This window comes from Granulicella sp. WH15, assembly GCF_009914315.1.
GTDB lineage: Bacteria > Acidobacteriota > Terriglobia > Terriglobales > Acidobacteriaceae > Edaphobacter.
The window spans coordinates 3,832,038-3,858,211 of record NZ_CP042596.1 but is presented as its reverse complement, the minus strand read 5'-3'; the positions used below and the strand labels follow the sequence as shown (position 1 = coordinate 3,858,211).

The window sequence follows — 26,174 nt, the reverse complement described above, 5'->3', positions numbered from 1 at the left end:
TCTCCGTTACTTTTCCGGCGTCGGCGGTGCGTAGTACGGTAGCTTCTGCTGTTCCTCCGACGCCCGCTTCACACCAATATCGCTGAACAGCAGGCTCGGCGCTATGGTCGTCTGAGGCACCGTGCCCAGCGTGTTCGAGATGTAAGAGTCGTCCCCAGCCGCAACGATATCGCTGCGCAGGCTGCGGTTATCCAGTTCATCGAAGACCGCGCCCCGGATCAGTTCGCGCTTACCGTCGGGCTGCACCCGGTAGAGCAGCCTCGGCGTCGCCTCGCCGCCCATGGTCTCGACCTCGTACACGGGCCGCCCCTGCTCCTTCGCCATTGCGAGCAGCTTGCTGTGCATCTCGGCAGCCGGAGTAGGCGTGGTCGCGGTGAAGAGCAGCACGCCCGCGCGCGAGTGCGCAGCCTGCCCCAGCGCGGCTCTGCCGTGTCCGTTCGACGCGGGAAAATCACGCACCGGCGTACGCCCGATCAGGTAGTTCTCGAGCTTGCCCTTTGTGGCGACTTCAACCTTCTGCGCGGCCACGCCCTCGTCGTCGAAGGAGTAAGAACCCAGCAAAGCCTTGCCGTTGAAGGTCGTCTGCAGCGGGTCGTCCACCACGTTTAGAATCTCGGGCAGCACCCGCGATTTGTAACTGGATGTGTACGCGCCGCGCGTGCGAGCCGTCGTTCCCGCATCAGGACGATCCGCCTCAACGTTAGGTACAAACAGCCGGTCGAGCACATCAGCCGCCGCATCGCCGCTGAAGAGCACGGGGCCATGATAGTCCTCGGCATCGGCCACAGGCGCGTTGCGCAGCGCCTCAAGGCTCTTCACATCATCGACCGCGCGCTGGTGAAACGCCGCCGCCGACTCAAGCTCGCTGGCGTGTACTCCAACGGTTCCATTGTCGCGGCCCAGGCGCATCCCATCCGTAGCCTGTCCACTCACACTGATGTTCGCGGCATAGCCCGAGTACCCCTGGCGCAGCACAGTCCCCTCGGTATTGACGAGATAGCGATTGACCACGATAGCCCGCAGATTCGAGGACGAGTACTGCACATCGGCCGCCGCCGCGGAGACCTGCTCATCGTTCAGGTAAGCTCCACTGGCATCGATCAGGCGACGCTTCCACTCCTCCCGGTCGAGTTCCATCTTCACCAGTGGCCCAATGTGAATCGAGGGCGCCGCCGGTGCGAAGTCCTTCTCGGGCTGCACCTTTTCAAATCGCTTCAGGTCCGCCTGTTTAGCGGCATACGCACGCAGCGCGGCCTTATAGGCATCGTCCGTCGCGGTCCAGAGCGCATAGCGCAGCGCCGCGGGATCATTGTCCTCAGGCGCAAGCTGAATGGCCCCATCACCGCGTAGCGAGCTGGAATCGGCGCTGTAATCGCCCACCCGCACGGTGACACGGACGACCCGCTGATGGCCCTGCTCCTCGCGAGTCAGCGCGCCGTAGTTGGCCACGGCCTCGTAGCTGGCGATGTCATCAAGGCGATACTCGATGAAGTAAGGCCGCTGCATACCCTCAAGTACCAGCCCGCTATTCTCTCGCTCCAACTCGGCCAGCATCGCCTGCAACATCTTGTCCTGAGCCGCGGCACTCTCCGCCGCAGCCAGAACCGCAGGCGCAGGCGTGTCCACGGCAAAACAAGCAACTGAATTAGTAGCAAATGCCAGTCCTAAAGCAGTATGTAACAAAAAGTAGTGCATATTCTTCATCGCGTCCCCTCCGTCGCGGGCGGCCCAAGCACCGGCGGTCTGGCTGTGCCCTGCGACTGGCGCTGGGTTTCGATCTCACTCACCAGCATCGCGGGCGCGACCGCGCTCACCGGGATGCTTCCGCTCTCGGCCCCGCAGATTCCGTTGAAAATATCCTGCTTATCGTTCGTGGCGAGAATACGGTTCAGCGCGGCCTGCGGAGTGCCCACGATGCTCACCCCGCGCACCAGTTCATCCGGTCGTCCATCGACGAAGACCCGATAGACCACCAGCGGAATCACCTGAAACGCCTGCGGACTGCGCCGCGTGGTCACCGCGAAGCCCGAGGAGATGTCCTCAAAGTAAAGCCCATACGGCTTGCCCTGCCGCTTCGCCTCGGCCTTCAGCATCGTGCGCAGCTCCGCGTCGCTCACACTCTTGGTAGAGGTCACGATGAGGTTGCCCTGCCTGCCCGTGGGCATGTGTCCGCTCTCCGCGCGGCCGTGGCCGTTGCTGTTCTGGAAGCTGGCGATGGGTTGCCGCGACATCAGGAAAGTATCGAGCACGCCATCTTTAATCAGTTCGACGCGTCGCGCAGGCTGACCTTCATCGTCATAGCTATAGTGCCCGCTCAGCGGCACGCCGTTGAACTTTGCGACAGTCGGATCATCGGCGACCGAGAGAAACGTCGGCAAAATAGGCTTGTTCAGCAGCTTGGTGAAGGTCTGCCCTTCATCATCGCCTCGCTGCCGCTGGCCCTCCAGACGATGCCCCAGCACCTCGTGGAAGAAGACCGCGCTTGCGCGTCCGCTCAGGATCGCCGGTCCATCGAACGGCTCGGTGATCGGCGCGGCGCGCAACTCTTCAAGGTTCTTCGCCATAGCCGTGGTCTTCTCGAGCAGCGTCTTCTGATCGGGCAGATGTCCCAGTTCGTCGGCCTCAAAAGTCTCTACGCGGAAGAGGTCCATGCCGTCGGCGGCACGCGTGCGGCCCACCACGACAAGCCGAGCCACATGGTTCGGCGTCGCGACTTTAGCCCCTTCGCTCGACACAAAATAGTCCGTCTCATTCGAAGCCTGTAGCGAGACGTTATTGAAGAAGATATCGGGAAAACCCTTGAAGATCGCGGAGATCTCGCGCAGCCGCTTCTCCCATGCCTCCTGGTCGATCGTCAGCTTCGGCGCTGGAGCCAGCATCTCGGAGGCAGGCTTCTCGACGGAAAAATCATTCGAAGCATCCTCCTCCCGAGCACGCACCTGCTGCTCGGTCTTCACCTTCAGAAAGCCGTCGAGCGCCCGTCCATAGCCGCGATTGGTCGCAAACCACAGGCTCCGCGCGATGGCCTCGCGGTCGTCCACCAGGGGCAGCGGCATAGTGGTCAAGGCGGAGTTGCGATGATCGCCGTGCGTATTGTCCTCGGCCGCGCTGCCGAGCCGCACTTGCACGTCGGCGTTGCGGCGGCGGCTCTGGTTGCTGCCGGTGATCGCGCCGAACTGCGCAGAGATCGCCACGCTCTCGGCATCCGAGACGGCATAGCTGATGAAGTAAGGCTTCGGCGTCGGCTGCGTTCCTTTCTGTGCAGCATCACTGCCCAGCGACGTCATCGCCCGCGCCAACTCCAGCTCCATCGCGCCGATCAGCACCGCATCGGCCTTGCCGCTCTCGACGCGCACCGCGCCCTTTGCCTCCGCACCCCAGGCTGGCGCTGCCGCCAGCGAGGCGGCCATCACACCTGCCCACCACCTACGCTTGTTCAAAATGGATTCCAGACCTTCCCCGACAAAGATGAGACTGAGGCCGAGTCTAAATGAATTTGCACTCCGCTTTTTAGACGGCGGCGCGCGGCGCTTGTCTCCGCAGTTTGATCCTTGCCGACGCGAATCCCTGAGATAATATACGGATGCTCTCCGATTGGTCTGTCGAGTGCGGTGCCGAAGATCCTGTGCTGGTCGTGCCTTGGAACCACGACACGGACGACCCGTCGATTGGCGCCGGCTTCGTCGATCTGCGCGAGAACCCCTACGACCTCGACTACCTGCCCGAGGCCGAACAGCACCCTGCGCTGATGCACGCCCTGCGCGCGCTCAACGCGGTCCGTTCGCCTGTCTTCACGGCCAAGTGCGACGCCTGGACCGCGACGCCGGACGAACTGGAGCGCCTGCACTTCGAGCTGGATTACCTTCCCGAGGAACAGCCCTTCGGCTTCGCCAGCTACCTCGACCTCATCTGGCGCGAGCGGTCGCTGTTCGCCTCGTTTCACCAGCATGAACAGTTGCTGCACCGCCTGGTCCGCCACGCCGAGCCGCTCGATCACCCGCTGGCCGCGCTGGAGTGTGTCCTCCGCCCCGCGCTGGTCGACCTGACCGGCCCGCAGGAGGGCTTCGCCATCACGGTCTACGTGCGCGCCCTGGGCGCCGACGCTGCCTCGGCCTACAGCCACTGGGAGACGGCGCTCGAGGCGGTCGCCGGACTCATCCGCAGCAAAGACCTCGCGCAGTTCCGCCCCAAGGCTACAGAACCGGCGAGCACGCCGCGCCGATAAGTTCTCGCATCGCCGCCGTCCGGCGGGCTACAATCGAATCGGTACGGGCGAGTAGCTCAATTGGATAGAGCACGAGCCTTCTAAGCTCGGGGTTGCAGGTTCGATCCCTGCCTCGCCTACCAGTATTTGGAATCAACGACTTATTGGGGTGTCCTGTCGCGTCTGCCCCCAATCCGGTAGAGGAAGAAAACCAACCGCTGTGGTGTCAGTTAGGCAGATCAAGGCTTACCGCTACACTACTCCTGTGACTCCGCCGCGTTCCATCCTGATTGTCTCCGTTGCCATGATTGCCGCGCTCGTGGTCTGCGCTTTCTTATGGCACAACTGGCGACCAGCGTCGGCCGTCCTGAAACCAGCATCCCCCGCAATCCCTACTACGACACCAGTCAACGACGATGACTCCGCTCCCACCACTCTCTGGGCGCACAACATCCGTCTCCGTAAGGGACCCCATTTCCGCGTTTATATTCTCTGGATTCGTGGCGAGATGCTTCGCATCAACCCACGCATCGTTCCTTCGCTGGATGCGCCCGAATCTTTCATCTTCAATATCCGGCAGGGAGTGATCCATGCCAATATCGGAGACCTTGCGGCATACCTGAATGCTGTCTCACTGCCAGATGCACCGCTAAAACAGATCACCGTTCAGCCTGACGGGGAACGGCTTAGGGTGCACGGCCTCCTCAAGAAAATCGTTCCTCTCCCGGTCGAAATCGTAGGTGGTCTATCTCCTCTCCCCGACGGGGATGTTCGTTTTCATATCGAGAAGATCAGCCTTCTGAAGATCCCGATGAAAGGCTTGCTGGGCGCTCTTCGCATCCAGGTATCCGACATCGTGGGTGCCACCCGTATCCCTGGTATCCAGATCTCGGACAATGACATCATCTTCGATACCAGTATCCTTCTTCCTCCTCCGCATATTCGAGGTCAGATCACCTCTATCCACATCGACCCTCCCGACGTCGAAGTGGTGTATGGCAATGCCCACAATGATGAGGTGAAACTCGCCCAATGGCATAACTTCCTCCGGCTTTCAGGAGGAACCATTAATTTTGGCAAATTTACGATGCATCAGGCCGATCTCACGATGATCGACGTTGGCAATCATCCCTGGTTCGGCCTTGACCTCTCCAACTACCAGGCCCAACTTACAAGGGGCTATGCCCGCATCACTCCCGCCTCTGGTATCGAAGCGTATATGCCGGATATGGACGAACGTAATCCAGCCACAGCGCCTCCACCCGTCACCATCGACACTCTTCGCAATCGCAACAACTCTATTCCCGGCAAAATTCAAAAATAGTATTTATCCGAGATTGTCGAACTTAGGTAAAAGAGAGTTCTTGCACCGAAGGGCCATGGCTCCAGGAGGATGTGAGCGTTGGGATGACAGGAGCATCGGCGTCTGCCCTGTCGGAGAGAGCATCTCTTGCTTCCAACCAGCGGGAGGACCACAAAAAGACCACTTACGGATAACGGCACGAAGTGCTACGCCAGTTCGATCATCTCTGCATCCGTGTCCATCGGCTGACCGTCCTGCCGCTTTACATCGGGCAATCCGGTGATGTGCCGTAGCGCCGCCAGCGCCACTAACGCGATAGCCAGCACGCAAACCCCATTCCAGTGCCACCTCACCCACGCAATCGTGGCCAGCGCCGAGCCGATCGCCGCGCCGGAAAAATAAGTCACCATATAGACCGTATTCAGGCGGCTCCGCGCCGACGGCACCAGCCCAAAGATCCGGGTCTGGTTGGCCACCTGCGTCATCTGCGCGCCGAGGTCGAGGATGACAACGCCGAGGAACAGCCCGGCAATATGGAGATAGGTAGGCATCTTCGCGACCTCTTCTCCCCACAGCAGCAGGTACGACGCAGCCAGAATCGCCAGTCCCACCGCCACCACCCAGCGCGGCCCATGCTTATCCGAGGCCCGTCCCGCAAACGGAGCCACCATCGCGCCCGCCGCGCCCACGATGCCGAAGGTCCCAGCCACACCCGCGCCCAGTCCATAGTGGCTGTCGAGCAGGAAGGCCAGCGTCGTCCAGAAGCAGCTAAAGGACGCAAACGCCAGCGCCCCAATCACGCACGACTCTCGCAGCAGAGGCTGCGTGCGCACCAGCGTCCACAGCGAGCGCATCGCCTGTCCATAGCGGAGGCTCTGCCGCGGCTCCAGCCGAGGCATCTTGCGCCACAACAACGGCACAAAGCTGGCATTGATGACGGCGGCGGCCACATAAACCCAGCGCCAGCCGTGGATCTTCGAGATCCAACCGGAGAAGGTGCGCGCCAGCAGCACGCCCAGCAGAAGCCCTGTCATCACAATGCCGATGGCGCGTCCCCGCTGCGCATCGGTCACCAGGTCCGGCGCGATAGGCAGCACGATGTGCGTCACCGACGCCAGCACACCCACCAGCACGCTGGCCAGTATCAGAGACGTCAGGTTGGGCGCGAGCGCCACCAGCAGCAGCGCCACCGCCACGCCGCCGTACATCCGCATCATCAGCGAGCGGCGTTCGAGCACGTCGCCGAGTGGTACGAACAGTAGCAGCCCGCACGCGTACCCCACCTGCGTCGCCACGGCGACAAAGCCGGTGTGCCCGGCGGTCGCATGGTAGGTGTTGGCCATGTCCAGCAGCAGCGGCTGGTTGTAATAAATGGAAGAAACGCCGACGGCACAGGCGAGTCCCAGGAACGATAGAGGCGCGTGAGAGGGGCTTTGTTTCGCGTCTTCGGCCGAGGTGGTCTTTAGTCTCATGGTCAATTGGCCTGACCACAGTGTACCGCTCTCAGCTACCCCTCTGCCTTAAGGGAACGGCTTCAGCCGTGCCATCCATACACGCCAATAAAACGGCTTTAACCGCTGAGGAACTCTTTCTGTAAATCCAGAAAGACGTCCTGCCGGACGGGCCTCCTGCGCGGAGGGCGGTTACTTCATGACGCGTATACCTTGTCTCGATGCCTCAAAAGGCATCGGTCCTCCCGTTGCCCGGAAACAGAATTTCAGAGCACCAGCTTCGCAATCGTGGCCAACTGCATAAACGACGTGCCCTCATAGATCTTGCCGATCTTGGCATCGCGATACAGCTTCTCTACCGGATAATCCTTCACAAACCCCGCCCCGCCGAAGACCTCTACCGCCAGCGACGCCACCTTCTCCGCCACCTGGCTGGCGATGTACTTGCACATCGCCGCCTCCTTCAGGAACTCCGCTCCGTTGTCCTTCAGCCGCGCGGCGTTATAGACCAGCAGACGAGCAGTCTCGATCCCGGTCGCCATCTCGGCCAACTGAAACTGCATCGCCTGAAACTCGGCCAGCGGTTTGCCGAACTGCTTCCTCACCTTGGCCCACGCCGCCGCATGGTTGAAGGCTCCCTGCGCCAGCCCCAGCATCTGCGCGCCGATGCCGATCCGCCCCTCGTTCAGCGTCTCGATGGCGATCTTGTAGCCTTTGCCCGGCTCGCCCAGCAGATTCGCCGCAGGCACCACGCACTCATTGAAGACCAGCTCACAGGTGCTCGACGCACGTATTCCGAGCTTGTCTTCCTTCTTGCCCAGCGCGAACCCCGGCGTGCCCGCCTCGACCACAAACGCCGTAATCCCCTTGTACCCCAGCGCCGGATCGAGCGTCGCAAAGACCAGGAAGATCCCGGCCTCCTTCGCGTTGGTGATCCAGAGCTTCTGCCCGTTCAGCACGTAGTCGTCGCCGCGTTGGGTTGCCCGTGTCTGCAACGCAAACGCGTCGGAGCCGCTGGCCGCTTCGGAGAGGCAGTACGCGCCAACCGTATCCTTCGCCAGCCGGGGCAGGTATCGCTGCTTCTGGCCGTCGTTCGCCCAGCGTGCCAGCGCATTGATGCAGAGGGTGTTCTGCACATCGACCAGCACACCCACGGCGGGGTCAGCCGCCGAGATGGCCTCCACGGCCAGGATCGCCTCGAAGAACGTCCCGCCCGCGCCGCCGTACTGCTCGGGAATCTCGATGCCCATCAGCCCCAGCTCGAAAAGCTGCTTCAGCAATCCGGCGTCGAGCTGCTGCGTCTCGTCCATCTGCCGCGACAGAGGAGCAATACGCTCTCGGGCAAACTGCTCGACCGACTGCTGAAAGAGGAGTTCATCTTCACTAAGCTGGGTAAGGGCGCGGGGCATCTGAGGCTTCAAGGACACGGAAAAAGACCTCCGGAAAACATCGGAAGTCTAGCATCGCGGAAAGGGAACTGGCTTAGAGGCTTTAAAGACGCCCTAACGCCGGGCGGGCGGCACTTCGTGCAGTCTTGGACGCTCCGCGTAAAAGCAAAGATCAAGTACCTACGCGCCGACTGTCCGCCCGCCGCGGCTCACAATCGAAAGCTGGTCGAGCGACAAAATCTTCCTCGCCTGGGTCCGCGCATGAAGACTCCACGGCCCCATCGGGTCCAGCCTTACATACGCCATCCAGTGCCGCAGCGCCCGCCGCCGCTCGCCCACCCGCTCATATGCCAGCGCCAGGTTATAGTGCGCATCAGCATACCCAGGCACAATCTCAATCGCCCGCCGATAAGCAATGATGGCCCCGGCAAGATCCTGCATCTCATCCAGCACATTGCCCAGGTCGAAGAACGCCAGAGCATAGCTGGGATCGGACTCGGTGGCCCGCCGATACATCGTCTCCGCGCCGCTGAAGTTCCGCTGGTTATACCGGATGGTGCCCAGGTTGATGCACGCCGGGGCGTGCTCCGGGCGCAGCTCCAGAATCGCCTCATAGAGCAGCGCCGCATCGGGAATCGTCGTGGGGTTTTCTTCCAGTTGGACCGCCCGCAGGAACATCTCCTGTACCTGCGCATTGCTCCGGGTCGCGTCCTGTGCGGCTGCCACGCCACCCCGCCGCACCACGGTCATCTGCCGCCCGCTGCCCGCGAGGTCGAAGTCAAAGGCCAACTGCCGCGTCACCGGGTCCACCAGCGCGCCGCCGATGCGGAAGTTGATCCGCGATCCCCGCCGTACCGCGGTCGATTCAGTCAGCGGATTCCTCATCCCGCTGACGCGCTGCATGGCGTCGATCGAGGCGCGGATGCTCCGTGCCGAGATGCGCGCCGAGTACATCTCGCGCAGCGCACGGATCTGGGAGAGGTGTTCAAAGGTATACCGCGCCTCCGAGTCGGAGGCGCCCTCGGGACGAATGAGCCCCTCGCGCTCCCATGCCGCCAGGTGGCGAGCCGGAAGCTGCAAGATGCGAAGAACGTCCTGGCGAGTATATCGGGTCAATTGGGACTCTCGTCTGCCTGCCTGCGCAGGTTCTGTCTGGAGTATGCGGGGTGGCAGGTTACCAATCAAGACCCTTCCATCAAATAGGAGTGAAAAGGGGTGGATATCGTGTACCAAATGTGGTTCTAAACGCTTTCCATCAAGTTTTCCAGAGATTTTCCAGAGAGACGCCGTCTCCGCAAGCGGGTCGGCTCTGTGCCGGAATAACTCGTGACCCAGATGGTTACAAGTCCTTCGCATGCTTGGCCCTCGGCTTGAATGTACGGTTACATTCGTATAAATTCACATACTGAAGGGATTCCGTTCTCGTCATTCCGAGCAGCGTTCATGCGCCGATACGCGCAGCTGCACCATACGTTCTCCCACCGTTACTTTTTGTGCGTCTCAGACTGAGCCAGAGCGATATAGAGCCAGAAATGAGACTGCCTACTCTCAAGGAGCGCGATGTCTCGCTACGCTTTCGTTCGTCTGTCTCTTCCTTTTTTAGCGTTATTCTCATGGCTGCTGGCAGCATCTCCGGCTTTTGCCCAAACAGCCCAGCTCAGCGGCACCGTCAAAGATCCCGACCAGTCCGTCGTCGCCAATGCCACGGTGACGCTGCACAGCACGCAGTCGTCGGCCACGCTCGACGCGGCCACCAACCAGTCCGGGCAGTACACGTTCTCCTCCGTGGCCCCCGGCACCTACAGCCTCGAGGCGCATAAGGCCGGGTTCGCGCCCATCGTCCTTCCTTCGATCGTCCTTGCGGCTGGCCAAAGCCTGACCCGCGACCTCACCTTTACCCTTGCCGGAGCCAGTACGTCCATCACGGTCAACGGCGGCAGTGCAGGTACCCCGGCCAACGGCTACTACGTCGATAACGTCGATCAGGGCGTCATGGGCTCCGCACCCATCGTCAACCAGCCGTACACCATCACGGTCCTGCCCTCCGACCAGATCGTCAACACTCAGGTCAAGAGCCTGCGCGACGCCTTCAAGTTCATGCCGCTGGTCGGCTTCACCGAGCAGCAAGGCTCGGAGATCCTGCGCCCGTCCACACGCGGCGTGCAGGGCAGTATCGCGCAGAACACCCGCATGGACGGCATGGCCATCGCCATCACGGGCGGCAACGCGATGGAGCAGTACCAAGAATTGCAGGTAGAAAACGGCCTCGGCGCGGCCATGTACGGCCCTGCCAACCCCTCCGGCATGTTCGACTTCGTGCTCAAGCGCCCGACGGAAGATCGCACCGCCAACCTCTACCTCGAGCAGGACAGCAGCTCCATCGGCACCGCCTACGGCGACGCCGGAGGCCGCCTCGGCCCGCACAAGATCTTCGGCTACCGCACCAACCTCCTCTTCGGAGACGGCACGGCTTACGTGGAGCAGAGCCGCCTGCGCCGCCGCCTCGCCGAGTTCGCCTTCGACCTTCGCCCCACCAACCGCACCACGCTCGACGCCCACTACAGCGCCTACGACATCGTCCAGCGCGGCTACCCCGGCTGGTTCACCTACGGTCCCAACAAGGCCGTAAAGGGCACCACCCAGAACCCCGCGCCCACGCTGATCCTGCCCGGCGCGCCCGACCCCACCCGCGTGGGCTACGGGCAAGCGTATGCCGGAATCAACCTGACCACGCAGAGCACCAGCGTTCGCCTGCTCCACGACTTCTCGCCCAACTGGCACGCGATGGCCGGAGCGTTGGCGCAGCGGCTCGACCGCTTCATCGACACGCCGGTCAACAACCTGACCGACAACAACGGCAACTACAGCACCTCTCTGGCCACCGGCTTCGCGCCGCGCTTCGGCGTCGAGAGCGACCTGGGCTACATCACCGGAACCATCGCGCGCTGGGGCATCAAGCAGGACGTCGTCCTGGCCAGCGAGGGCTACCGCTTCAACCAGTACGCCTACATTGCCCCCGCCGCGGCCAACGTCCTGCTGGGCACGGCCAACATCAACGCCCCGGTCATCTTCGCGCCGCCCGCCGCGGGCCTGCCGCAGAACCGCAATCTCTACCAGTCCGCCGTCGTACACCAGCAGGGCTTCAACCTGGGCGACCTCATTACCTTCCCCTATCGCTTCTCCGTCCGTCTGGCCGCCAGCCAGGACTGGATCGGCGTCGATAACAACAACTCCAGCAACGTGCGCACCAGCGGCTCGAACAAGAACGGCATCAGCCCGTCGGTCAGCGTCATGTACAAGCCGACGGCCTCGACGACCGCCTACGCCACCTACGCCAGCAGCCTGCAACAGGGAGACATTGCTCCGGGCGGCACGGTGAACGCCAATCAGGCGCTCGCGCCCTATCGCAGCAAGGAGTGGGAGCTGGGCTTCAAGACCAGCGCCCGCCCGATCAACCTGACGGCGGCGCTCTTCCGACTGGAGCGGCCCTTCGCCAATACCGTAGCCTTCGGCACCGCTGGCCAGACGATCTTCGAGATCGTCGGCAAGCAGGTGAACTACGGCGCCGAGCTTTCGGCTCAGGGCACGCTCTTCCACCGGCTGCTGCTCGACGGCGGCTTCACCACTCTGAACGCGAGGCTGAACGATACCGGCGTCGCGGCCACCGACGGCAAGCGGTTCGTCGGCATCCCCGGCTACCACTCCAACCTGTACGGCGAGTATCGCGTGCCGGGTGTCACCAACCTGAGCGTGACGGGCAACTGGCAGTTCACGGGGCGGCGTCCGCAGGACGACGAGAACCTGCACTCGACGGGCGGATTCAACACCTTCGACCTCGGTGCCCGCTACTCGCGCACGATCTTCACCAAACTGGCCACGCTGCGGTTTACGGCGAACAACCTGGGCAACGTGCGCTACTACTCCACGATTGCGGCGGGCGATATTACGGGGACGAACGCTAGCAGCAACACGGCTCACCTGGCGCCCCCGCGGACGATCTCCAGCTCATTGCAGTTCTCTTTCTAAGAGCAACGAGTCGCACAAACCCCATCTCTCGAACCTGAGAGATGGGGTTTTCTTTTGCAAAGAAACACGCGAAGCGTCCAAAACCGCACGAAGTGCCGCCCGCCCGGCGCGAGGGCGTTGTTGCACTTGATCTAGCCGCCATTCATCGCCGATGAAGCCGCCAATGAACGGCCCACCCGGTTATTGCTTGTTTCTTTGTTGTTGCCTGTTTTCTTGGTTGTCATTCAGGAGCGAAGCGGAGGAATCTGCTTCTGTCGTTGTCGTTGCTTTTGCTCTTGCTTCTGTTTTTGCCGTTGCTCTTGCTGTTGCTTCTGCCCTTGCCGTTGCTTCTGGGGTAGGTCCGGGCTTTAGCCCGGACATTAAAACCCGCCACAGACGCGGCTTTAGCCCCGAGGTATGCTTTCTTCCCCTCAGGCACGAATCTCCGCAACATCCCCCACCGCCTCAAACTGATGCTGCCGAAACAACTCCTGCGCCTCTGCTCCCCGCAGCCACTTCAAAAACGCCGCCGCCCCAACTGGATTCGCCGCCCCCCGCACCAACCCCGCATAAAACACCAGCGGCTCGGGATAAAACGTCTTCTCCCCGATCGTCAACCGAACCTCCGGATGCTCCTCCCGCACCCTCTGGCTGCTCAGGTTGATCTCCTTGGGCAGAGCAATATACGGCAGACTCCCAACCCCAATCTTGTACGAAGAACTCACATCCAACTTCCCACTCTGCAATGCTGCCTGAACCCCCGGCACAATCTGCGCCGGGTTCAGCGCAGGGCCGAGCACCTTCTCCACCAGGTTCGGCTGGCCATACTTCCCAGCCGCGAGCATCATGGCAAAGAGGATCGCCCGCGCCCCCGGATCGGCGGCAGGATTCCCGCGCCCAATGCGAAGCCCTGGCTCCTGCAACACCTCCCACCAGTTTGCCTTACCGCTGGCGGCGGCTTCGAGCTGCGGAGCAAAGCGGCTCTTGGGGCTGTAGACGAGCACCAGCTCCGTGCGCGCAATTGGCTGCGCAGACTCCGCCTTTCCGGCGTGCATTACGGTCAACATGGGGCCAGCCGTGACGGGGATAAACACATCCGCATGAAGATTTCCGTTAACGATCGCCTGCGCGACGGCATCGGCTCCTTCGGAGTGGGCACGTAGGTCCAGATGCAGCGTCCTCGCAGCAGCAGCTTTGAGCGGTCCCTCCAGCATCGCCCTCATCGACCCGGCCGAAGCAACATCCAGCCCAGCCAGCTCCTGGCCCAGTCCCGTTTGAGTCACGATGCCACCCGCAGCTAACAAACCAGCCTGCATCAGCAGCTTCCGCCGCGTGAGAGATTCCTTGATGTCCATGTAACGATTCTATGCGGAATGAATCGTTATAAAAGCAACAACAAAAGCGCCCTAACGCCGGGCGGGCGGCACTTCGTGCGGTTCTCGACGCTACGCGTGTCTTTAAGGCTGTCGGCTCTCCCTCCGAGCCACCTGCCGCGGAGTCTGCGGCGTCATCACCAGCTTGCCCACAGGAAACCCCTGAGCCGCAGCCTTCGCCTTAATCTCTGCCAGCACCTCCGGCTTCATCGTCGTGGTCCGCGCCAGCACCCGCAAGTCCTTATGGTTCGGGTTACCCACCAGCGACCACTCATACCCCGGTCCCACCGCCAGCACCCAGAACTTCTTCGAAAACGGCCAGATGTAGGTCACCTTCAATTTGCCGTCGCCGCTCTTGTCCTGAGTCCTGCCGTTCCCGTTGTTGGTATCCGTATACCCGGTCTTGGTCTTGCAGGAGTTCACCAGTTGGAACCGGTTCGGCTTATCCGCCAGCGCGATCAGCATGAAGACGTCACCGACGCACTCCTTCTCGCGCTTATCGGCATACCGCGCCACCTCGTACCAGGTCCCTGTAAAGCTAGGCAGGTCAACCTTCGGCACCGCGCGGACGGATTGACCCCGCAACGCCTGCGCCCCGGCCAGCAACAGGCAGATCATCGTCATCCGGCTTCGCATCCCCATCCTGCCTCCTGTGCTGCTCTCGATTCTCGCAGAAAGGGCATTAAACGAAACAGGGAGCGGCATCACCGCTCCCTGCATCAAGCTACATCCGTTCCTTAGCGATGACCGCCGCCACCATGACCGCCACCGCCGCCGTGTCCACCGTAACCGCCGTGTCCGCCATAACCACCCCGGAAGCCGCCCCTGTAGAAGCCGCCGCCGTAGAAGCCGTATCCGAAGCCCAGGCCGTAGCCATACGGGTATCCCCAGCCCCACGGATAATCCCAGCCGTAGGCATAGGGTGAGCCGTAGAAGCCGTCGTAGACGGGGCCATAGCCATAGCCGTACCCATAGCCGGATTCGCCGCCACGGTCTGCGATACCGCCCGGAAGCAGGTCGCTGGAGAGCCGGTAAGGATCGACCTCAATCGAGCGAATGCCCTTGGCCGAGGCCATGAAGGAGAGTTCGTGATCCTCCTTCACCTTGATTCCCTTGACGTCTGACTGGCCGCTGGGAGCAGCTACACCGGGATATCCCTCCGCCTCGCCCTTCAGCACGCGGACGGTATTGGTATCGGCGTTGAAGGTGTAAAGACCATCCTTGAGCAGGGTGACCTCGCCACCGGGCAGGTAGACGAGCAGCTCCGAGTTCTGCGCCGGCTGATGGACCTGGATGTTCACGACTCCGTGCTCGATGCGCAGCTCAGTGCCGTTGGCATCGGCCGAAACGGTATGCGCGGAGCTGTTCGGCTCGGCGCGGAGCCACACGCCGGGGATCGGCTGGGTGGTGGTGATCTGGGGCATAACCCGGGCTGCCGGGTAGGGAGCGCCCTCGCCGTTCTCGTACGCCCGCACGATGGGGGCAGGCTGCGACTGGGTGAAATCCGTGGAGCCTGCGGCTGCCGACTGTGCGTAAACTGTCGCGGCGGACAGCGGCACCAGGGCAAGTAGAAGAGTTGCAAAAGACCTTGGCATCGTAAACCTCTCTAGGTTATAGACGCGAAAATCCTCCAAATGTCGCGGTGCCATTTCGTACCGTTCTCGGGGCTGCATGGGAGGGATGATCTGCATGGGGCCTCCTGTGGGTAGGCAGCAAGCGGCTTTGGTTTCAGGCCGGTGGCGGAAGCAATGTCGTTTACACCACTGAATCGAGCGCCGCGCTCCGTTAGAATAGGGCGATCGAATTTTCACGGTATTTGCTGCTGCGGGTCCATTTGGCCGATAGCTCCTCTGTACCTCGGGGAAGCGGCAGCAGGTTACCTTTGTGCCCTCAATCTCTTGTGGATGGCTATGGCGATACGACTGATCCTGCTTCTGGGCGCAATGCTCCTCTCCTGTGGAAGCGCGGGACTGTTGATCGTGCGTCTGACCAACCCGCGCCTCTCCGGCCTGGGCTGGCTGGGGGGAGCGTTCGCCGCCGGGGGCATCGGCGCGGTGCTGCTGGCCACCGAGCGCAGCACGCCGGATATCATCGGCTGCCTGCTGGCCGATCTCCTGATCCTCTCGGCCTTTGTGCTGGTTCACGTCGCCGTGCTGGAGCTGTCCGAGCGCGGGTCGCTTCTGCCCAAGTTCGGCATCTTCCTGCTCGTCCTGCAGGGGGCCTTCGATCTCTGCCTGATGGCGGGCTATGGTGCTTCGATACTGCGCACCGAGGCGGCGTGCGTCCTCATCGCCCTGCAGGTTGCCCAGACAGCTCTCCAACTGATCCGTTTCGCGCGTCAGGGCATCCGGGCTGCGGCCTGGTTCAGCGCCGGTATTCTCGTCTGCTTCACGGTCTTCAACCTGGTCCGCAGCGGCCTGCTCGCGTTCGGCGGCGCGGGCGGCCGCAGGTTCGCTCAGGACTCGATCGGCGTCATCTACTCGGTCTACATCATCGTGGGGCTGGGCATTGCGTTCGGCTTCTTCTGGATGACCACCGCCGTGCTCACCCTCCGGCTGGAGCAGCAGGCCAGTACCGATTCGCTCACCCGCGTCTTCAACCGCCGCTACTTCCTGAAGTGGTGCGAGCAGGAGCAGGGACGCTCCCGGCGCTCCGGCTCTTCCTTCTCCATCCTGATGGTGGACATCGACCACTTCAAGCAGATCAACGACACCTTCGGCCACTCGGCCGGAGACACGATGATCTGCACCGTCATCGAGAAGATGCAGGACGCGGTGCGCGGCATCGACGTCATCGGGCGCTGGGGCGGCGAGGAGTTCGTGGTGCTACTGCCCGGCGCATCGGCCGATTCAGCCCAGGTCGTCGCCCACCGGATGCGGTCGAACGTCGAGAAGATCGGATGGATGGAGCTTGACCTCCAGGCCGGTGGGAAACAAGCCGAGAGAAAGCTGGCCGTGGGAGTGACGGTGAGCGTCGGGGTAGCCACCAGCAGGGACGGCGAGGACTCCATCGCCGAGATCCTCGGCCGCGCGGACCAGGCCATGTACGAGGCCAAGTCGCAGGGCCGGAACTGCGTCTGTACAGCCATTTAACATGCGTCTGCCACTATGGGGGGAGGGAAGCGGTGGGCGGCACGGTACTTGCGGTTCGAGGAAACTGTAGCCCGGTTCCCGGCATCCCTGCATACAGGGTTTGGAATGAGTATGCCTGCCGCGCGACGGGGTGAGTTGTGCTCTGGATCACCTTCTTTTCCTCGTCGAGTCATGTACTGTACAGGCAGAAAGCTCGGGTGATCTTTTGGTAGATGGTTCGCGCGGCAGTCATTCTGGTTCTTTGAGTACAGATCAAGCTGCGGCATCGCCGAGAGAGCGCTCGAGCCTCTCTCGCATCATTTCTTTTGCACTGCGGTTCTCCAGCACTTCGCATCGAGCGAACGGTTTAGAAGGGGTATTTGGATGGAATTTCACATCGCAAGAGAGATCCGCAGGCGGCTGAATCTGGACGGCCTGTTATTCAGCTTCACCGGCAACGTCATCTTCGCCAACGTCGCCGCGAGCCGCAAGCTGGCGCAGGATCTCGCCGAGCTGTATAAGAATTCGGCAACAGACCCCAGCTCCGAGGAGCCCATCAACGCCGGAGCCCTCTTCGCCATGGGGCTCATCGACGAGCTGAGCCACGCCCTCGTCGCCCGCTATCGCCGCGAGAAAGACCCGGCCGTGCTCGCCGAGGCCATCCGCTGGTTCGGCGATCAGGTCACGCAGCCCGAGATCGACCGGCTTCTGCTCACCTTCTCCGAGCAGTTTCCCAACGTCGCCATCTACCGCAATCAGCTCACCGCGCGCCAGTGGCTTCAGGGCAGCACGGAGGACATCTCGAACCGTGAAGCCGCCTTTGAAGAGCTGCTGCTGCTCTGGCTGGCCAACAGCAATCCTTCCTTCGCTCCCTTCCGCCTCTTGTTCGAAGACCGGGAGCTGAAGAAGCAGACGGCTTACGTGGGTGTCACCTCCGCTCTGCCGGGCTACTTCGTCACCCGGCCTCCGGTCTCGCCGGGGCTGGGCAGCCTGCTGGATGTGCTGCGCGCTCCCATGCTCGCCTCGCCCCACTCGCTCACCGGCCAGCTCGACTTCATCCGCGAGAACTGGGCCGACTACCTCGGCGAAGACCTGAACCGCGTGCTGCTGGCCATCGACATCCTGCGCGAAGAGGAGGTCGCTATCTGGATGCGCTTCCATCCCGCCGGTCCGGACCGGCATCGCCACGGCGCACCCGGCTTTGGAGGAGAGGGCTTCGTCGGCGACGAGTTCGTCGGCTTCAACGAGCTGGCTGCGGGCAACCACCGCCGCTACGCCGCCGGATACCAGGCTCCCCTGCACGAGTACGAGGCCTTCAGCGCCGACCAGGCGTGGATGCCCACCGTCGTCCTGATCGCCAAAAGTACCTACGTATGGCTGGAGCAGCTCTCCAAAAAGTATGGCCGCCACATCCACCGGCTCGACCAGATCCCCGATGCCGAGCTGCACCTGCTGCACAGCCGCGGCATCACCGGCCTGTGGCTTATCGGCCTGTGGGAGCGCAGCCGCGCCTCGCGCACCATCAAGCGCCTGCGCGGCAACCCCGATGCCGTGGCCTCGGCCTACTCGCTCAAGGACTATGCCATCGCCGAAGACCTCGGCGGCGAAGCAGCCTACGCCGACCTGCGCGACCGTGCTGCCCGGGCCGGTCTGCGGCTGGCCAGCGACATGGTCCCCAACCACATGGGCGTCGACTCCGACTGGGTCATCGAGCACCCCGAGTGGTTCCTCTCGCGCTGGGAGAGCCCGTTCCCCGTCTACACCTTCGAGGGGCCGGACCTCTCCACCGACAGCCGCGTAGAGATCAAGATCGAGGACCATTATTACGATCAGACCGACGCCGCCGTGGTCTTCCGCCTGCGCCACCACCGCGAGGGCACTACCCGCTTCGTCTACCACGGCAACGACGGCACTACCTTTGCCTGGAACGACACCGCGCAGCTCGACTACTCGAAGGCCGAGGTGCGCGAGCACGTCATTCAGGTCATCCTCAACGTCGCCCGCCGCTTCCCCATCATCCGCTTCGACGCCGCGATGGTGCTGGCCAAGCGCCACGTGCAGCGGCTCTGGTTTCCGTTACCGGGCGCAGGCGGCTCCATCCCCTCACGCGCTGAAAACGCCATCTCCGAAGAGGCCTTCGACGCGCTGATGCCGCACGAGTTCTGGCGCGAGGTGGTAGACCGCGTCGCCGCCGAGGTGCCCGGCACGCTGCTCTTGGCCGAGGCCTTCTGGCTGCTGGAGGGCTACTTCGTCCGCACCCTGGGGATGCACCGCGTCTACAACAGCGCCTTCATGAACATGCTGCGCGACGAGGAGAACGCCAAGTACCGCTCCTACCTGAAGAAGACCGTCGAGTTCGATCCCGACATTCTGAAGCGTTACGTCAACTTCATGAGCAACCCCGACGAGCGCACCGCAATCGACCAGTTCGGCTCCGGCGACAAGTACTTCGGAGTCTCGGTGCTGCTGGCGACGCTGCCCGGCCTGCCCATGTTCGGCCACGGCCAGATCGAGGGCTACACCGAGCGTTACGGCATGGACTTCAAGCAGGCGCGGCTGGACGAATCCGTCAACGACGGCCTGGTCGCGCGGCACGAATCCCTGATCGCCCCGCTGCTCAAGAACCGCCACCTCTTCGCCGAGAGCACCAACTTCGTTCTCTACGACTTCTGGAACAGCCACGGCACGGTAGACGAGAACGTCTTCGCCTACTCCAACCGCTCAGGCGGCCAGCGCGCCCTCATCTTCTATAACAACAGCTACGGCTCCACTCACGGCACCATCCACATGTCGGTGGGATTCCTCGAGAAAGCCTCGGGCGCATTGCAACAGCGCAGCCTCGCCGACGGGCTGGCGCTCCCGGATGACGGAGCCTCCGTCATCGCCTATCGCGACTCGGTCTCCGACCTCGAGTATCTGCGCCGTGCGGGAGACCTGCGCGACAACGGCTTCACGCTCGATCTACGCGGCTACCAGCACGTCGTTCTCCTCGGCTGGCGCGAGCTTCGCTCCTCTGCCACGCATCCCTGGGACCGCCTCTGCGACGCGCTCAACGGCGCGGGCGTCTACAGCCTGCACGAAGCCCTCTCGAAGCTCCGGCTAGGCCCGGTCATCGCCGCGCTCAGCCAGACGATCAGCACGGAGAATGTATACAACTTCTCCGAGATGGCGGCCGAGATCGCCGCGTTGGGCCTGCGGAAGCCCAAGCCGCTTGAGGCCGCCTCCGTCGCTGACAAGCTCGCGGAGAAGGTTGTCGAAGCCGAGCCCGACCCTCGTCTACAGGAGTTCCTCCTCAAAGCGCACGACTTCGCCGCACGCGTTGCCGAGCTGGCTCATGTGGAGGGCATCGACGTGTTCACCACGCAGCGCCAGAGCGACCAGGTCGCAGCCCTTGCCGCAGCCTCCGTCAACCTGCCGTCCCTCGTGTTGCCCAGGCTGGCCGTGGCCATCCCCGAGTCCTTGCAGCTCGCAGCCCATCTGGTACTCCCTATCACCGGCACCAGCATCCCTTCCGAGCCGGCCTGGGGACCGTTGCTTGCATGGATCGCCTTTCAGGTCTTCCCCGAGCAGCCGCTGGCCCTCTTCGACCGTCTCCAGCTACGCCCGGCCCTCGCCGAAGTCTTCTCCGCCATCGGTATCGAGGGTGAGCGCGCCTGGCGGGCCGCGGCCCAGGTACGGGTCTTGCTGCGGATGGAAGATGAGCCCTCAGTCGCAGCCGCACTCCACTCGGAGGCCTTCTGGCAAGACCCCGACCTTCGCTGGCTGATCGGCTCGAACGTCTCCTCCGGCACGGAGTACTTCAACCAGGAGCAACTGGAGGAGCTGCTCTGCTGGTTTATAACACCGTTACTGTTACAAATCGCAGAGGACCGCTCCACGCTCCGCGAAGGCATCGAGCAGATAGCGTCACTCCTCAAGGAGATAACCGAAGCCGCCCACACCGCCGGTTACAAGGCGAAGGCCTTCATCGACCTCATCACCAAAGAGACCCCCGCTGCGTTGGAGCCGATCAACGAACTAAGCTGACAACTCCGCCAGAAACTCATCGTGCGTAACGATACGCGCGAACATGGGGATGTTTTCTCAAACGTAAACCGCTGTTCCTCCTCGGACACCGTCGCCGTGCAGTCCGAAATCGCCGTCACCTGGAAGCCCTTCTCAGACCCGGTACGCACGGTCGACTCCACGCAGCAGTTCGTCAGAAACCCCGCCACCACCAGGTTCCGGATTCCGCGGCTGCGCAGGATAAAGTCGAGGTTGGTGCTGGCAAACGTATCCAGCCCGCGCTTGCCTTCGATCACAATATCCTCCGGCAGCGGCGCAAGGTCCGCGACGATCTCCGCGCCCCAGCTTCCGCGTACGAACGCCTTGTTATCGACCACGCCCTTCAGAATCCCGTAAGGCTCGGGCGTAATCTCCCGATATCCTCCGCAAAGCTGATGGGTGGATGCTGCTTGTCGCCCGACAAACCCACTCTGCAAACAAGTATCATGGCTATAGCACCTCCCCGCAGCCTCCGCGCTGACCGAACCTTCCCGAACCAACCGCAACAGGAGCAACGCACCCCATGTCGCACCCAACACGGCACCACACCGGCATCCACCACAACTGGATCATCGTGCTGCTGGGCGCGCTCTGCGTCGTCACCCCCTTCGCCATCGACATGTACCTCCCGGCGTTCTCCACCATCGCCACCGAGTTCCTCACCTCCACCCCGCAGATCTCGCTGACGCTCTCCACCTACTTCGTCGGCTTCGCCCTCGGCCAGATGATCTACGGCCCTCTGCTCGACCGCTTCGGACGCAAGCGGCCCCTCTACGTGGGGCTCGTGGTCTACATTCTGTGTTCCATCGGCTGCGCCTCGGTCCATAGCCTCAACGCCCTCATCGCTCTGCGTTTCCTCGAAGCCCTCGGCGGCTGCGTGGCCCAGGTCGGCGCCATCGCGATGGTGCGGGACTTCTTCCCGGTCAAGGAGAGCGCCAAGATCTTCTCGCTGCTCTTCCTGATGATCGGTGTCTCCCCGCTACTCGCGCCGACCATCGGCAGCCTGCTCATCGGCGCACTGGGCTGGCGCGCGATCTTCCTCTTGCTGGCGGCCATCGCGACAGCCATCCTTCTCGTCACCTTCTTCCTGCTGCCCGAAGGCCACGAGCCCGACCCCACCATCTCGCTTCGCCCCGGCCCGCTGGTGCTCGGCTTCTGGCACATCCTGCGCGAGCCGCAGTTCATCACCTACACCCTGGCCGGAGCATTCTCCTTCGCCGGTCTCTTCGCCTTCGTCGCGGGCTCGCCCATCATCTTCATGGACGGATTCCACATGGGCACCAAGGCCTTCGGCATCGTCTTTGCGGTGCTGGTCATGGGCTTCATCGGCGGCAACCAGATGAACGTGGTTCTCCTGCGCCGCTTCACCAGCCAGCAGATCTTCTTCATCGCGCTGATCGCGCAGGTGATCGTCGGCGTCCTCTTCTTCGCCGGGATGCACGCTCACGTCGTCGGCCTGCGCTCGACGCTGGTGCTGTTCTTCGTCTTCCTCTCCTGCATCGGGCTTACCTATCCGAACTCAGCCGCCCTCGCCCTCGCGCCATACTCGCGCCACGCGGGCCGAGCCTCGGCACTGCTGGGTTGCTTGCAGACGGGTACAGGCGCATTGATCTCGATGGGCATCGGGATGCTCGGCGCGGGCTCGGTGGTGTCGCTGCTGGCATCCACGGCTCTGGTTGCGCTGGCAGTCCTGCTGGTAGGTAGAACGGCCATTCGGCAGGTGGTCGAGAGCGAGCCGGACGTAGTGGTCCTGCATTAAGAGCACTTCACGCGAAGCATCGAGAACCGCATGAAGTGCCGCCTGCCCGGCGCGAGGGCACTGGTGCCTGTTTTTTGTTGCCAATCAGGACCGAAAAATATGCTTTTTTCGTAAAAATAAGTATGGTTATCAGTTGTTGCAGATCTCATTCCCCGGCAGGTGTCCCCTTAGCATGAGCAACGGGCCAGATTTACGAGACAGTGTTGAACGCCAGATGTGTCCCAAGTGCAAGACCGGAACTCTCGATCGCGTTGGGCGTCAGGGTTTCCTGGAAACAAGTGTCTACTGCCGCTTCGGCTACTTCCCCTGGATCTGCGGCGAGTGTAAATACCGCGCCATCATCAAGGTTGAGGGTCCAGTGCGCGGCAGGCGATCACGACGATCTCGGCAGTAGAACCCACGCAACTCGTCTTCCGCATGGAGGAGGTGATTGGCTTGTAAAGGGGGAATGGAGCCGATGAGCGGAGTTGAACCGCTGACCTACTGATTACGAATCAGTTGCTCTACCAACTGAGCTACATCGGCGTACCTCTGTCATTCTACCGTTCGCGGCGAGATGGCACAATACCGCACCGCGACTATCTGGCGCGAGCCCATCATCTTTACCGCATTGGGACAAATACCTTGGCGCAACTGGCCAGCCCAAAGTGCCCCGCAGGCGCATCTTTCGGCCCGGAAGCTGCCTTGCCCCTATCCAGGACCTTCACATTGGTGCCCCGCGACAGGTCGAAGTTGACCCCGCTCGACGCGATATCCACATACGCCAGGTGTACCTGCTGCGGTGTAATCCCCTGGACGACCACGTTGTGCAACGCGATCTCCGTCCGGTGCGCCTCGTCCAGCCCCGCCACCAGTACATCTCCCGGGGTCTCGCTGATGACGTTGTCCAGCTCGATCTTCTTGTAATCCGGAATCTTGTCGCCCGTATAGTGCGGGTCCACGAACCCCTCCGTCGTCTGGTTCGTGTAGTACGGCGAGATCGCAACCGGATTCGCCACGTCCCTCATACAGATGTTCCGGTACGTCAGGTCGTGTACCTGCCCGCCCCGCGTCACGTTGCTCTTGATGCGGATGCCGCTCGACGTATGGTCCTCGGTCAGCCCGTCCACCAGCAGATACGCCTGCCCCACCGTCTCCGACCCGATCGACATCCCGTGCCCGGTGTAAAAGTGGTTGTCGAGCACGCTCATATGCGTGGTGCCGCTCTTGATCGCGATATTGTCGTCGCCGTTGTCGATCCAGCTATGCGCCACCGTCACGTTGGTCGAGCCGCTGGGGTCGATCCCGTCCGTGTTCCGCGCGTCCAGCCCCTTGTCCACCGGCGTCAGCAGATGCACCGCCCACGCCGTAAAGCCGTTCGTCCCGTTCACGCTCACGTGGAAGTTCGGCGAGTTGTGCAGCGTAATCCGGTAGAGCGTCAGCCCGTCGGCGTGGTTCGCCACCACCAGCCTCATGCTGTAGTACTTCTCGTTCTTCGGCTCGGCCCTGCGAGCCATCTCCCACCAGCTATAGTCGTGGCCGATCAGCTTCGCGTAGCCCCGCCCGTCGATCGTCCCGTCGCCCATCACCGCAGCGTCGGTCACGTTTACGGCCGAGAGCAGCGGCCTGCATCCGCCACCCGGCACCGGAGCCGCCGGAATCGTCCCGCACACTCCCGGCTTCGCCGCCGCGTCGAAGAGCTTCGGGTCGCGCGACGCAAACAGCGTCACCCCCTCGTCGATCAGCAGCGTCACTCCCGACCGCAGCTCCAGAGGCCCGGTCAGAAACGCGTTATTCCCGTCCACCGGCTTCAGCTCCACCGCCATCCCCGGCTTGCAGGCATCGAGAGCCTTCTGAATCCGATCCGTATCCAGCCTGCGCTCGTCGGCCTCGGCGATCTTGCCGCCCGCCGTCCGCAGGCTGGCGGAGAGCTGTACGCACGAGGCCGGAATCTTCGGCTCCGCCACCTGCCGGGTATCCTGAGCCACTGCAAACCCGGCCCCAGCCACCATGCTTAGCACCACACCCAGCCGCACAAAAACCATCATGTACTCCACGATTTTGTACCGTTTCGACCGCCCTGCCACCTTAGCACAGGGGTAAGTGGTCCGACCAAAACGACGAAGAGGCCGCCCGGCAACAGGGCGGCCTCTTACTAGGGAGAATAGCTCCGACGGAGGCAAAGCCATCAGAACTTTCTGGCGAAATAGTAAGAGTGGCAAAAACCGGTGTCAAGGCTAAAACCCGGACAACATAAACCGATCATTTAGAAAGAGTTATCAGACGCACAAAGCCCTGAACGCTCATTTTGCCGTAAAGTCAAAGCTGCATCAGAAGCAGTGCAGTAATTCTGGTAAATCCATCAGGAATAAGACTTACAGCCAATTATGCGCACCAATACCGGTGCACTATCAGCCGTGCCCCTCCGTCCCCTTGCTCTCCGGCTGGGGAACGAACAGCGGCCTGGGTTGATCGCGCAGATTGATCGCCAGAAACTCCGGCTCGACGTGTGCGGGCTTGCCCCGCAGCACCCGGATACCGGCTCTGGCTCCTCCCAGGAAGATGCCCAGCAGCACCGCGCCTCCTCCCACCACGACGGAGAAGAAGAGGATGTTCTGGAGCAGCGTTGCCGTTTTCTTCACCTCGGCGTGGAACTCCAGCGGCATCTTCTGGTCGAACGAGACCTGCTGGTTCAGGTGCAGCGCGGCTACCAAAGCCTGCGCCTGCGCGGCCGAGAGCGCCCCGCTGGTAATCCCCAGAAGCGGCCCCACGCGCCGCATCTTCACCATTCCCATGGAGTTATGCAGCGCGCCGTGCTCTCCATTCGGCTCGTTCATCTGCTTCTCGATCGCCCGCCCCTTCTCTCCGGCGATCTGCGGCGTGGGGTAGAGCAGCAGCGTCAAAGTACCCTTGCCGTACCCGGCGGTCATCACCTCGGCGCTCTTGTCGAACCCAATCACCTCGGCAGGGATCTTGAGCCCCAGCGAGCCATACCCAACTGGTCCGACCACATACCGCGCCGTATCCGCCTCCAACCCCTCCACCGGCAGATAAGTCGGCAGCAGCGGAGCCAGCGCGCGGCGGCCTCCAACCTTGGGCAGGGCGGAGGTTAAAGCCAGCATTTCCTTGGGGTTAGCCTTGCCTTTCATCCGCAGCACGGTCGTCCCGGCCAGCACCAGCACGGTGTCGCCGTCGGTGACCGACTGTGTTCCCAGCTTAGCTGCTCCGGTCATCACGCGGCCCTTCGGGAGGGCAGTACGGTAGAAGGTGTAGGCGGCGTAGGCTCCGGTGGCGTCCACGAACTGCATCGCCGTTGCGGCCAGCGCGGGTCCGCCGGTTGCGTGGTTGTACTGGGCTTGGGCAAACCGCTCCAGCCCGTCCTCCTTCAGCAGAGGCGCGTTGGCGGCGTCCGCCTGGTTGGGATCTGTTCCGGTCACTGCGTCGCCAGCGCGCTCCAGCCCCGTCACCTGGTGGGGGAGCAGGGGGATTGGAGGCTCCAGCAGCGTGGTGGCCCCTTGCTGCGCGTTCGCAACCATGCCCAGCAGCAGAGGCAGGGTCAGCATCCATCGAGTCTGTGAAAACAAGCCCATATCAAGC

At 62.5% G+C, this 26,174-nt stretch carries 17 protein-coding genes and 2 tRNA genes; 7 read left to right on the top strand and 12 right to left on the bottom strand.

Annotated features, from left to right (window positions below):
* Positions 1 to 6: 6 nt before the first annotated feature.
* Both FTO74_RS15965 and FTO74_RS15960 read right to left on the bottom strand, forming a co-directional pair.
* Entirely contained in the window at positions 7 to 1,704 is a 1,698-nt protein-coding gene (locus FTO74_RS15965) for a metallopeptidase TldD-related protein (RefSeq protein ID WP_255462323.1), read from the bottom strand.
* On the bottom strand, positions 1,701 to 3,440 hold the full coding sequence (locus tag FTO74_RS15960) for a metallopeptidase TldD-related protein (protein ID WP_255462322.1): 1,740 nt from the start codon (positions 3,438 to 3,440) through the stop codon (positions 1,701 to 1,703). The genes FTO74_RS15965 and FTO74_RS15960 overlap by 4 nt, the downstream gene beginning before the upstream one ends.
* A gap of 143 nt (positions 3,441 to 3,583) precedes the next feature.
* Between FTO74_RS15960 and FTO74_RS15955 the strand changes: the two genes are divergently transcribed.
* From FTO74_RS15955 to FTO74_RS15945, 3 genes are all read left to right on the top strand, one after another.
* Positions 3,584 to 4,225, top strand: coding sequence for a hypothetical protein (locus FTO74_RS15955; RefSeq protein ID WP_162539033.1), 642 nt, complete (start codon positions 3,584 to 3,586; stop codon positions 4,223 to 4,225).
* A gap of 45 nt (positions 4,226 to 4,270) precedes the next feature.
* Positions 4,271 to 4,347 (top strand) — tRNA-Arg (locus tag FTO74_RS15950).
* 122 nt (positions 4,348 to 4,469) lie between these two features.
* Entirely contained in the window at positions 4,470 to 5,528 is a 1,059-nt protein-coding gene (locus FTO74_RS15945) for a hypothetical protein (RefSeq protein WP_162539032.1), read from the top strand.
* Between the two features lie 185 nt (positions 5,529 to 5,713).
* On the opposite strand, the gene FTO74_RS15940 is transcribed toward FTO74_RS15945, so the two are convergent.
* The 3 genes from FTO74_RS15940 to FTO74_RS15930 all read right to left on the bottom strand — a co-directional run bounded on the left by FTO74_RS15940 (position 5,714) and on the right by FTO74_RS15930 (position 9,462).
* Complete coding sequence (locus FTO74_RS15940) at positions 5,714 to 6,979, bottom strand: MFS transporter (protein WP_162539031.1); 1,266 nt, start codon at positions 6,977 to 6,979, stop codon at positions 5,714 to 5,716.
* A gap of 245 nt (positions 6,980 to 7,224) precedes the next feature.
* Positions 7,225 to 8,367, bottom strand: a complete 1,143-nt coding sequence (locus tag FTO74_RS15935) for an acyl-CoA dehydrogenase (RefSeq protein ID WP_162539943.1) — start codon at positions 8,365 to 8,367, stop codon at positions 7,225 to 7,227.
* Between the two features lie 159 nt (positions 8,368 to 8,526).
* Complete coding sequence (locus FTO74_RS15930) at positions 8,527 to 9,462, bottom strand: tetratricopeptide repeat protein (protein ID WP_255462321.1); 936 nt, start codon at positions 9,460 to 9,462, stop codon at positions 8,527 to 8,529.
* Between the two features lie 444 nt (positions 9,463 to 9,906).
* Here FTO74_RS15930 and FTO74_RS15925 point away from each other — a divergent pair, with 444 nt between their 5' ends.
* Complete coding sequence (locus tag FTO74_RS15925) at positions 9,907 to 12,372, top strand: TonB-dependent receptor (RefSeq protein WP_162539029.1); 2,466 nt, start codon at positions 9,907 to 9,909, stop codon at positions 12,370 to 12,372.
* A 410-nt stretch (positions 12,373 to 12,782) separates the two neighbouring features.
* Here the strand turns inward: FTO74_RS15925 and FTO74_RS15920 are convergent, their stop codons facing one another.
* The 3 genes from FTO74_RS15920 to FTO74_RS19930 form a co-directional block, all read right to left on the bottom strand.
* Positions 12,783 to 13,706, bottom strand: coding sequence for a substrate-binding domain-containing protein (locus FTO74_RS15920; protein ID WP_162539028.1), 924 nt, complete (start codon positions 13,704 to 13,706; stop codon positions 12,783 to 12,785).
* 102 nt (positions 13,707 to 13,808) lie between these two features.
* Positions 13,809 to 14,366, bottom strand: a complete 558-nt coding sequence (locus FTO74_RS15915) for a lipocalin family protein (protein WP_255462320.1) — start codon at positions 14,364 to 14,366, stop codon at positions 13,809 to 13,811.
* 95 nt (positions 14,367 to 14,461) lie between these two features.
* Positions 14,462 to 15,283, bottom strand: coding sequence for a hypothetical protein (locus tag FTO74_RS19930; RefSeq protein WP_162539027.1), 822 nt, complete (start codon positions 15,281 to 15,283; stop codon positions 14,462 to 14,464).
* A 351-nt stretch (positions 15,284 to 15,634) separates the two neighbouring features.
* On the opposite strand from FTO74_RS19930, the gene FTO74_RS15905 reads away from it, so the two are divergent.
* Both FTO74_RS15905 and FTO74_RS15900 read left to right on the top strand, forming a co-directional pair.
* On the top strand, positions 15,635 to 16,816 hold the full coding sequence (locus FTO74_RS15905) for a GGDEF domain-containing protein (RefSeq protein WP_162539026.1): 1,182 nt from the start codon (positions 15,635 to 15,637) through the stop codon (positions 16,814 to 16,816).
* 363 nt (positions 16,817 to 17,179) lie between these two features.
* Positions 17,180 to 20,821: an alpha-amylase family glycosyl hydrolase gene (locus FTO74_RS15900; protein WP_162539025.1), complete on the top strand. Its 3,642-nt coding sequence runs from the start codon at positions 17,180 to 17,182 to the stop codon at positions 20,819 to 20,821.
* Here FTO74_RS15900 and FTO74_RS15895 read toward each other — a convergent pair.
* Entirely contained in the window at positions 20,743 to 21,276 is a 534-nt protein-coding gene (locus tag FTO74_RS15895; RefSeq protein ID WP_220399036.1) for an isochorismatase family cysteine hydrolase, read from the bottom strand. The genes FTO74_RS15900 and FTO74_RS15895 overlap by 79 nt on opposite strands.
* Before the next feature lie 86 nt (positions 21,277 to 21,362).
* Here FTO74_RS15895 and FTO74_RS15890 point away from each other — a divergent pair, with 86 nt between their 5' ends.
* Positions 21,363 to 22,598, top strand: coding sequence for a multidrug effflux MFS transporter (locus tag FTO74_RS15890; protein WP_162539024.1), 1,236 nt, complete (start codon positions 21,363 to 21,365; stop codon positions 22,596 to 22,598).
* Between the two features lie 449 nt (positions 22,599 to 23,047).
* Here the strand turns inward: FTO74_RS15890 and FTO74_RS15885 are convergent.
* The 3 genes from FTO74_RS15885 to FTO74_RS15875 all read right to left on the bottom strand — a co-directional run bounded on the left by FTO74_RS15885 (position 23,048) and on the right by FTO74_RS15875 (position 26,140).
* A tRNA-Thr gene (locus FTO74_RS15885) sits at positions 23,048 to 23,123 on the bottom strand.
* A gap of 77 nt (positions 23,124 to 23,200) precedes the next feature.
* Positions 23,201 to 24,625 (bottom strand): glycosyl hydrolase family 28 protein, encoded by a 1,425-nt coding sequence (locus tag FTO74_RS15880; protein ID WP_255462319.1) that lies wholly within the window; start codon positions 24,623 to 24,625, stop codon positions 23,201 to 23,203.
* 363 nt (positions 24,626 to 24,988) lie between these two features.
* On the bottom strand, positions 24,989 to 26,140 hold the full coding sequence (locus FTO74_RS15875) for a DUF6599 family protein (protein WP_162539023.1): 1,152 nt from the start codon (positions 26,138 to 26,140) through the stop codon (positions 24,989 to 24,991).
* Positions 26,141 to 26,174: the final 34 nt, after the last annotated feature.

Bases quoted from the DNA above. Each gene is read 5' to 3' on its own strand.
- FTO74_RS15965 (WP_255462323.1), bottom strand. From the start codon at position 1,704: ATGAAGAATATGCACTACTTTTTGTTACATACTGCTTTAGGACTGGCA.
- FTO74_RS15955 (WP_162539033.1), top strand. From the start codon at position 3,584: ATGCTCTCCGATTGGTCTGTCGAGTGCGGTGCCGAAGATCCTGTGCTG.
- FTO74_RS15940 (WP_162539031.1), bottom strand. From the start codon at position 6,979: ATGAGACTAAAGACCACCTCGGCCGAAGACGCGAAACAAAGCCCCTCT.
- FTO74_RS15935 (WP_162539943.1), bottom strand. From the start codon at position 8,367: ATGCCCCGCGCCCTTACCCAGCTTAGTGAAGATGAACTCCTCTTTCAG.
- FTO74_RS15925 (WP_162539029.1), top strand. From the start codon at position 9,907: ATGTCTCGCTACGCTTTCGTTCGTCTGTCTCTTCCTTTTTTAGCGTTA.
- FTO74_RS15920 (WP_162539028.1), bottom strand. From the start codon at position 13,706: ATGGACATCAAGGAATCTCTCACGCGGCGGAAGCTGCTGATGCAGGCT.
- FTO74_RS15915 (WP_255462320.1), bottom strand. From the start codon at position 14,366: ATGGGGATGCGAAGCCGGATGACGATGATCTGCCTGTTGCTGGCCGGG.
- FTO74_RS15905 (WP_162539026.1), top strand. From the start codon at position 15,635: ATGGCGATACGACTGATCCTGCTTCTGGGCGCAATGCTCCTCTCCTGT.
- FTO74_RS15900 (WP_162539025.1), top strand. From the start codon at position 17,180: ATGGAATTTCACATCGCAAGAGAGATCCGCAGGCGGCTGAATCTGGAC.
- FTO74_RS15890 (WP_162539024.1), top strand. From the start codon at position 21,363: ATGTCGCACCCAACACGGCACCACACCGGCATCCACCACAACTGGATC.
- FTO74_RS15880 (WP_255462319.1), bottom strand. From the start codon at position 24,625: ATGATGGTTTTTGTGCGGCTGGGTGTGGTGCTAAGCATGGTGGCTGGG.
- FTO74_RS15875 (WP_162539023.1), bottom strand. From the start codon at position 26,140: ATGCTGACCCTGCCTCTGCTGCTGGGCATGGTTGCGAACGCGCAGCAA.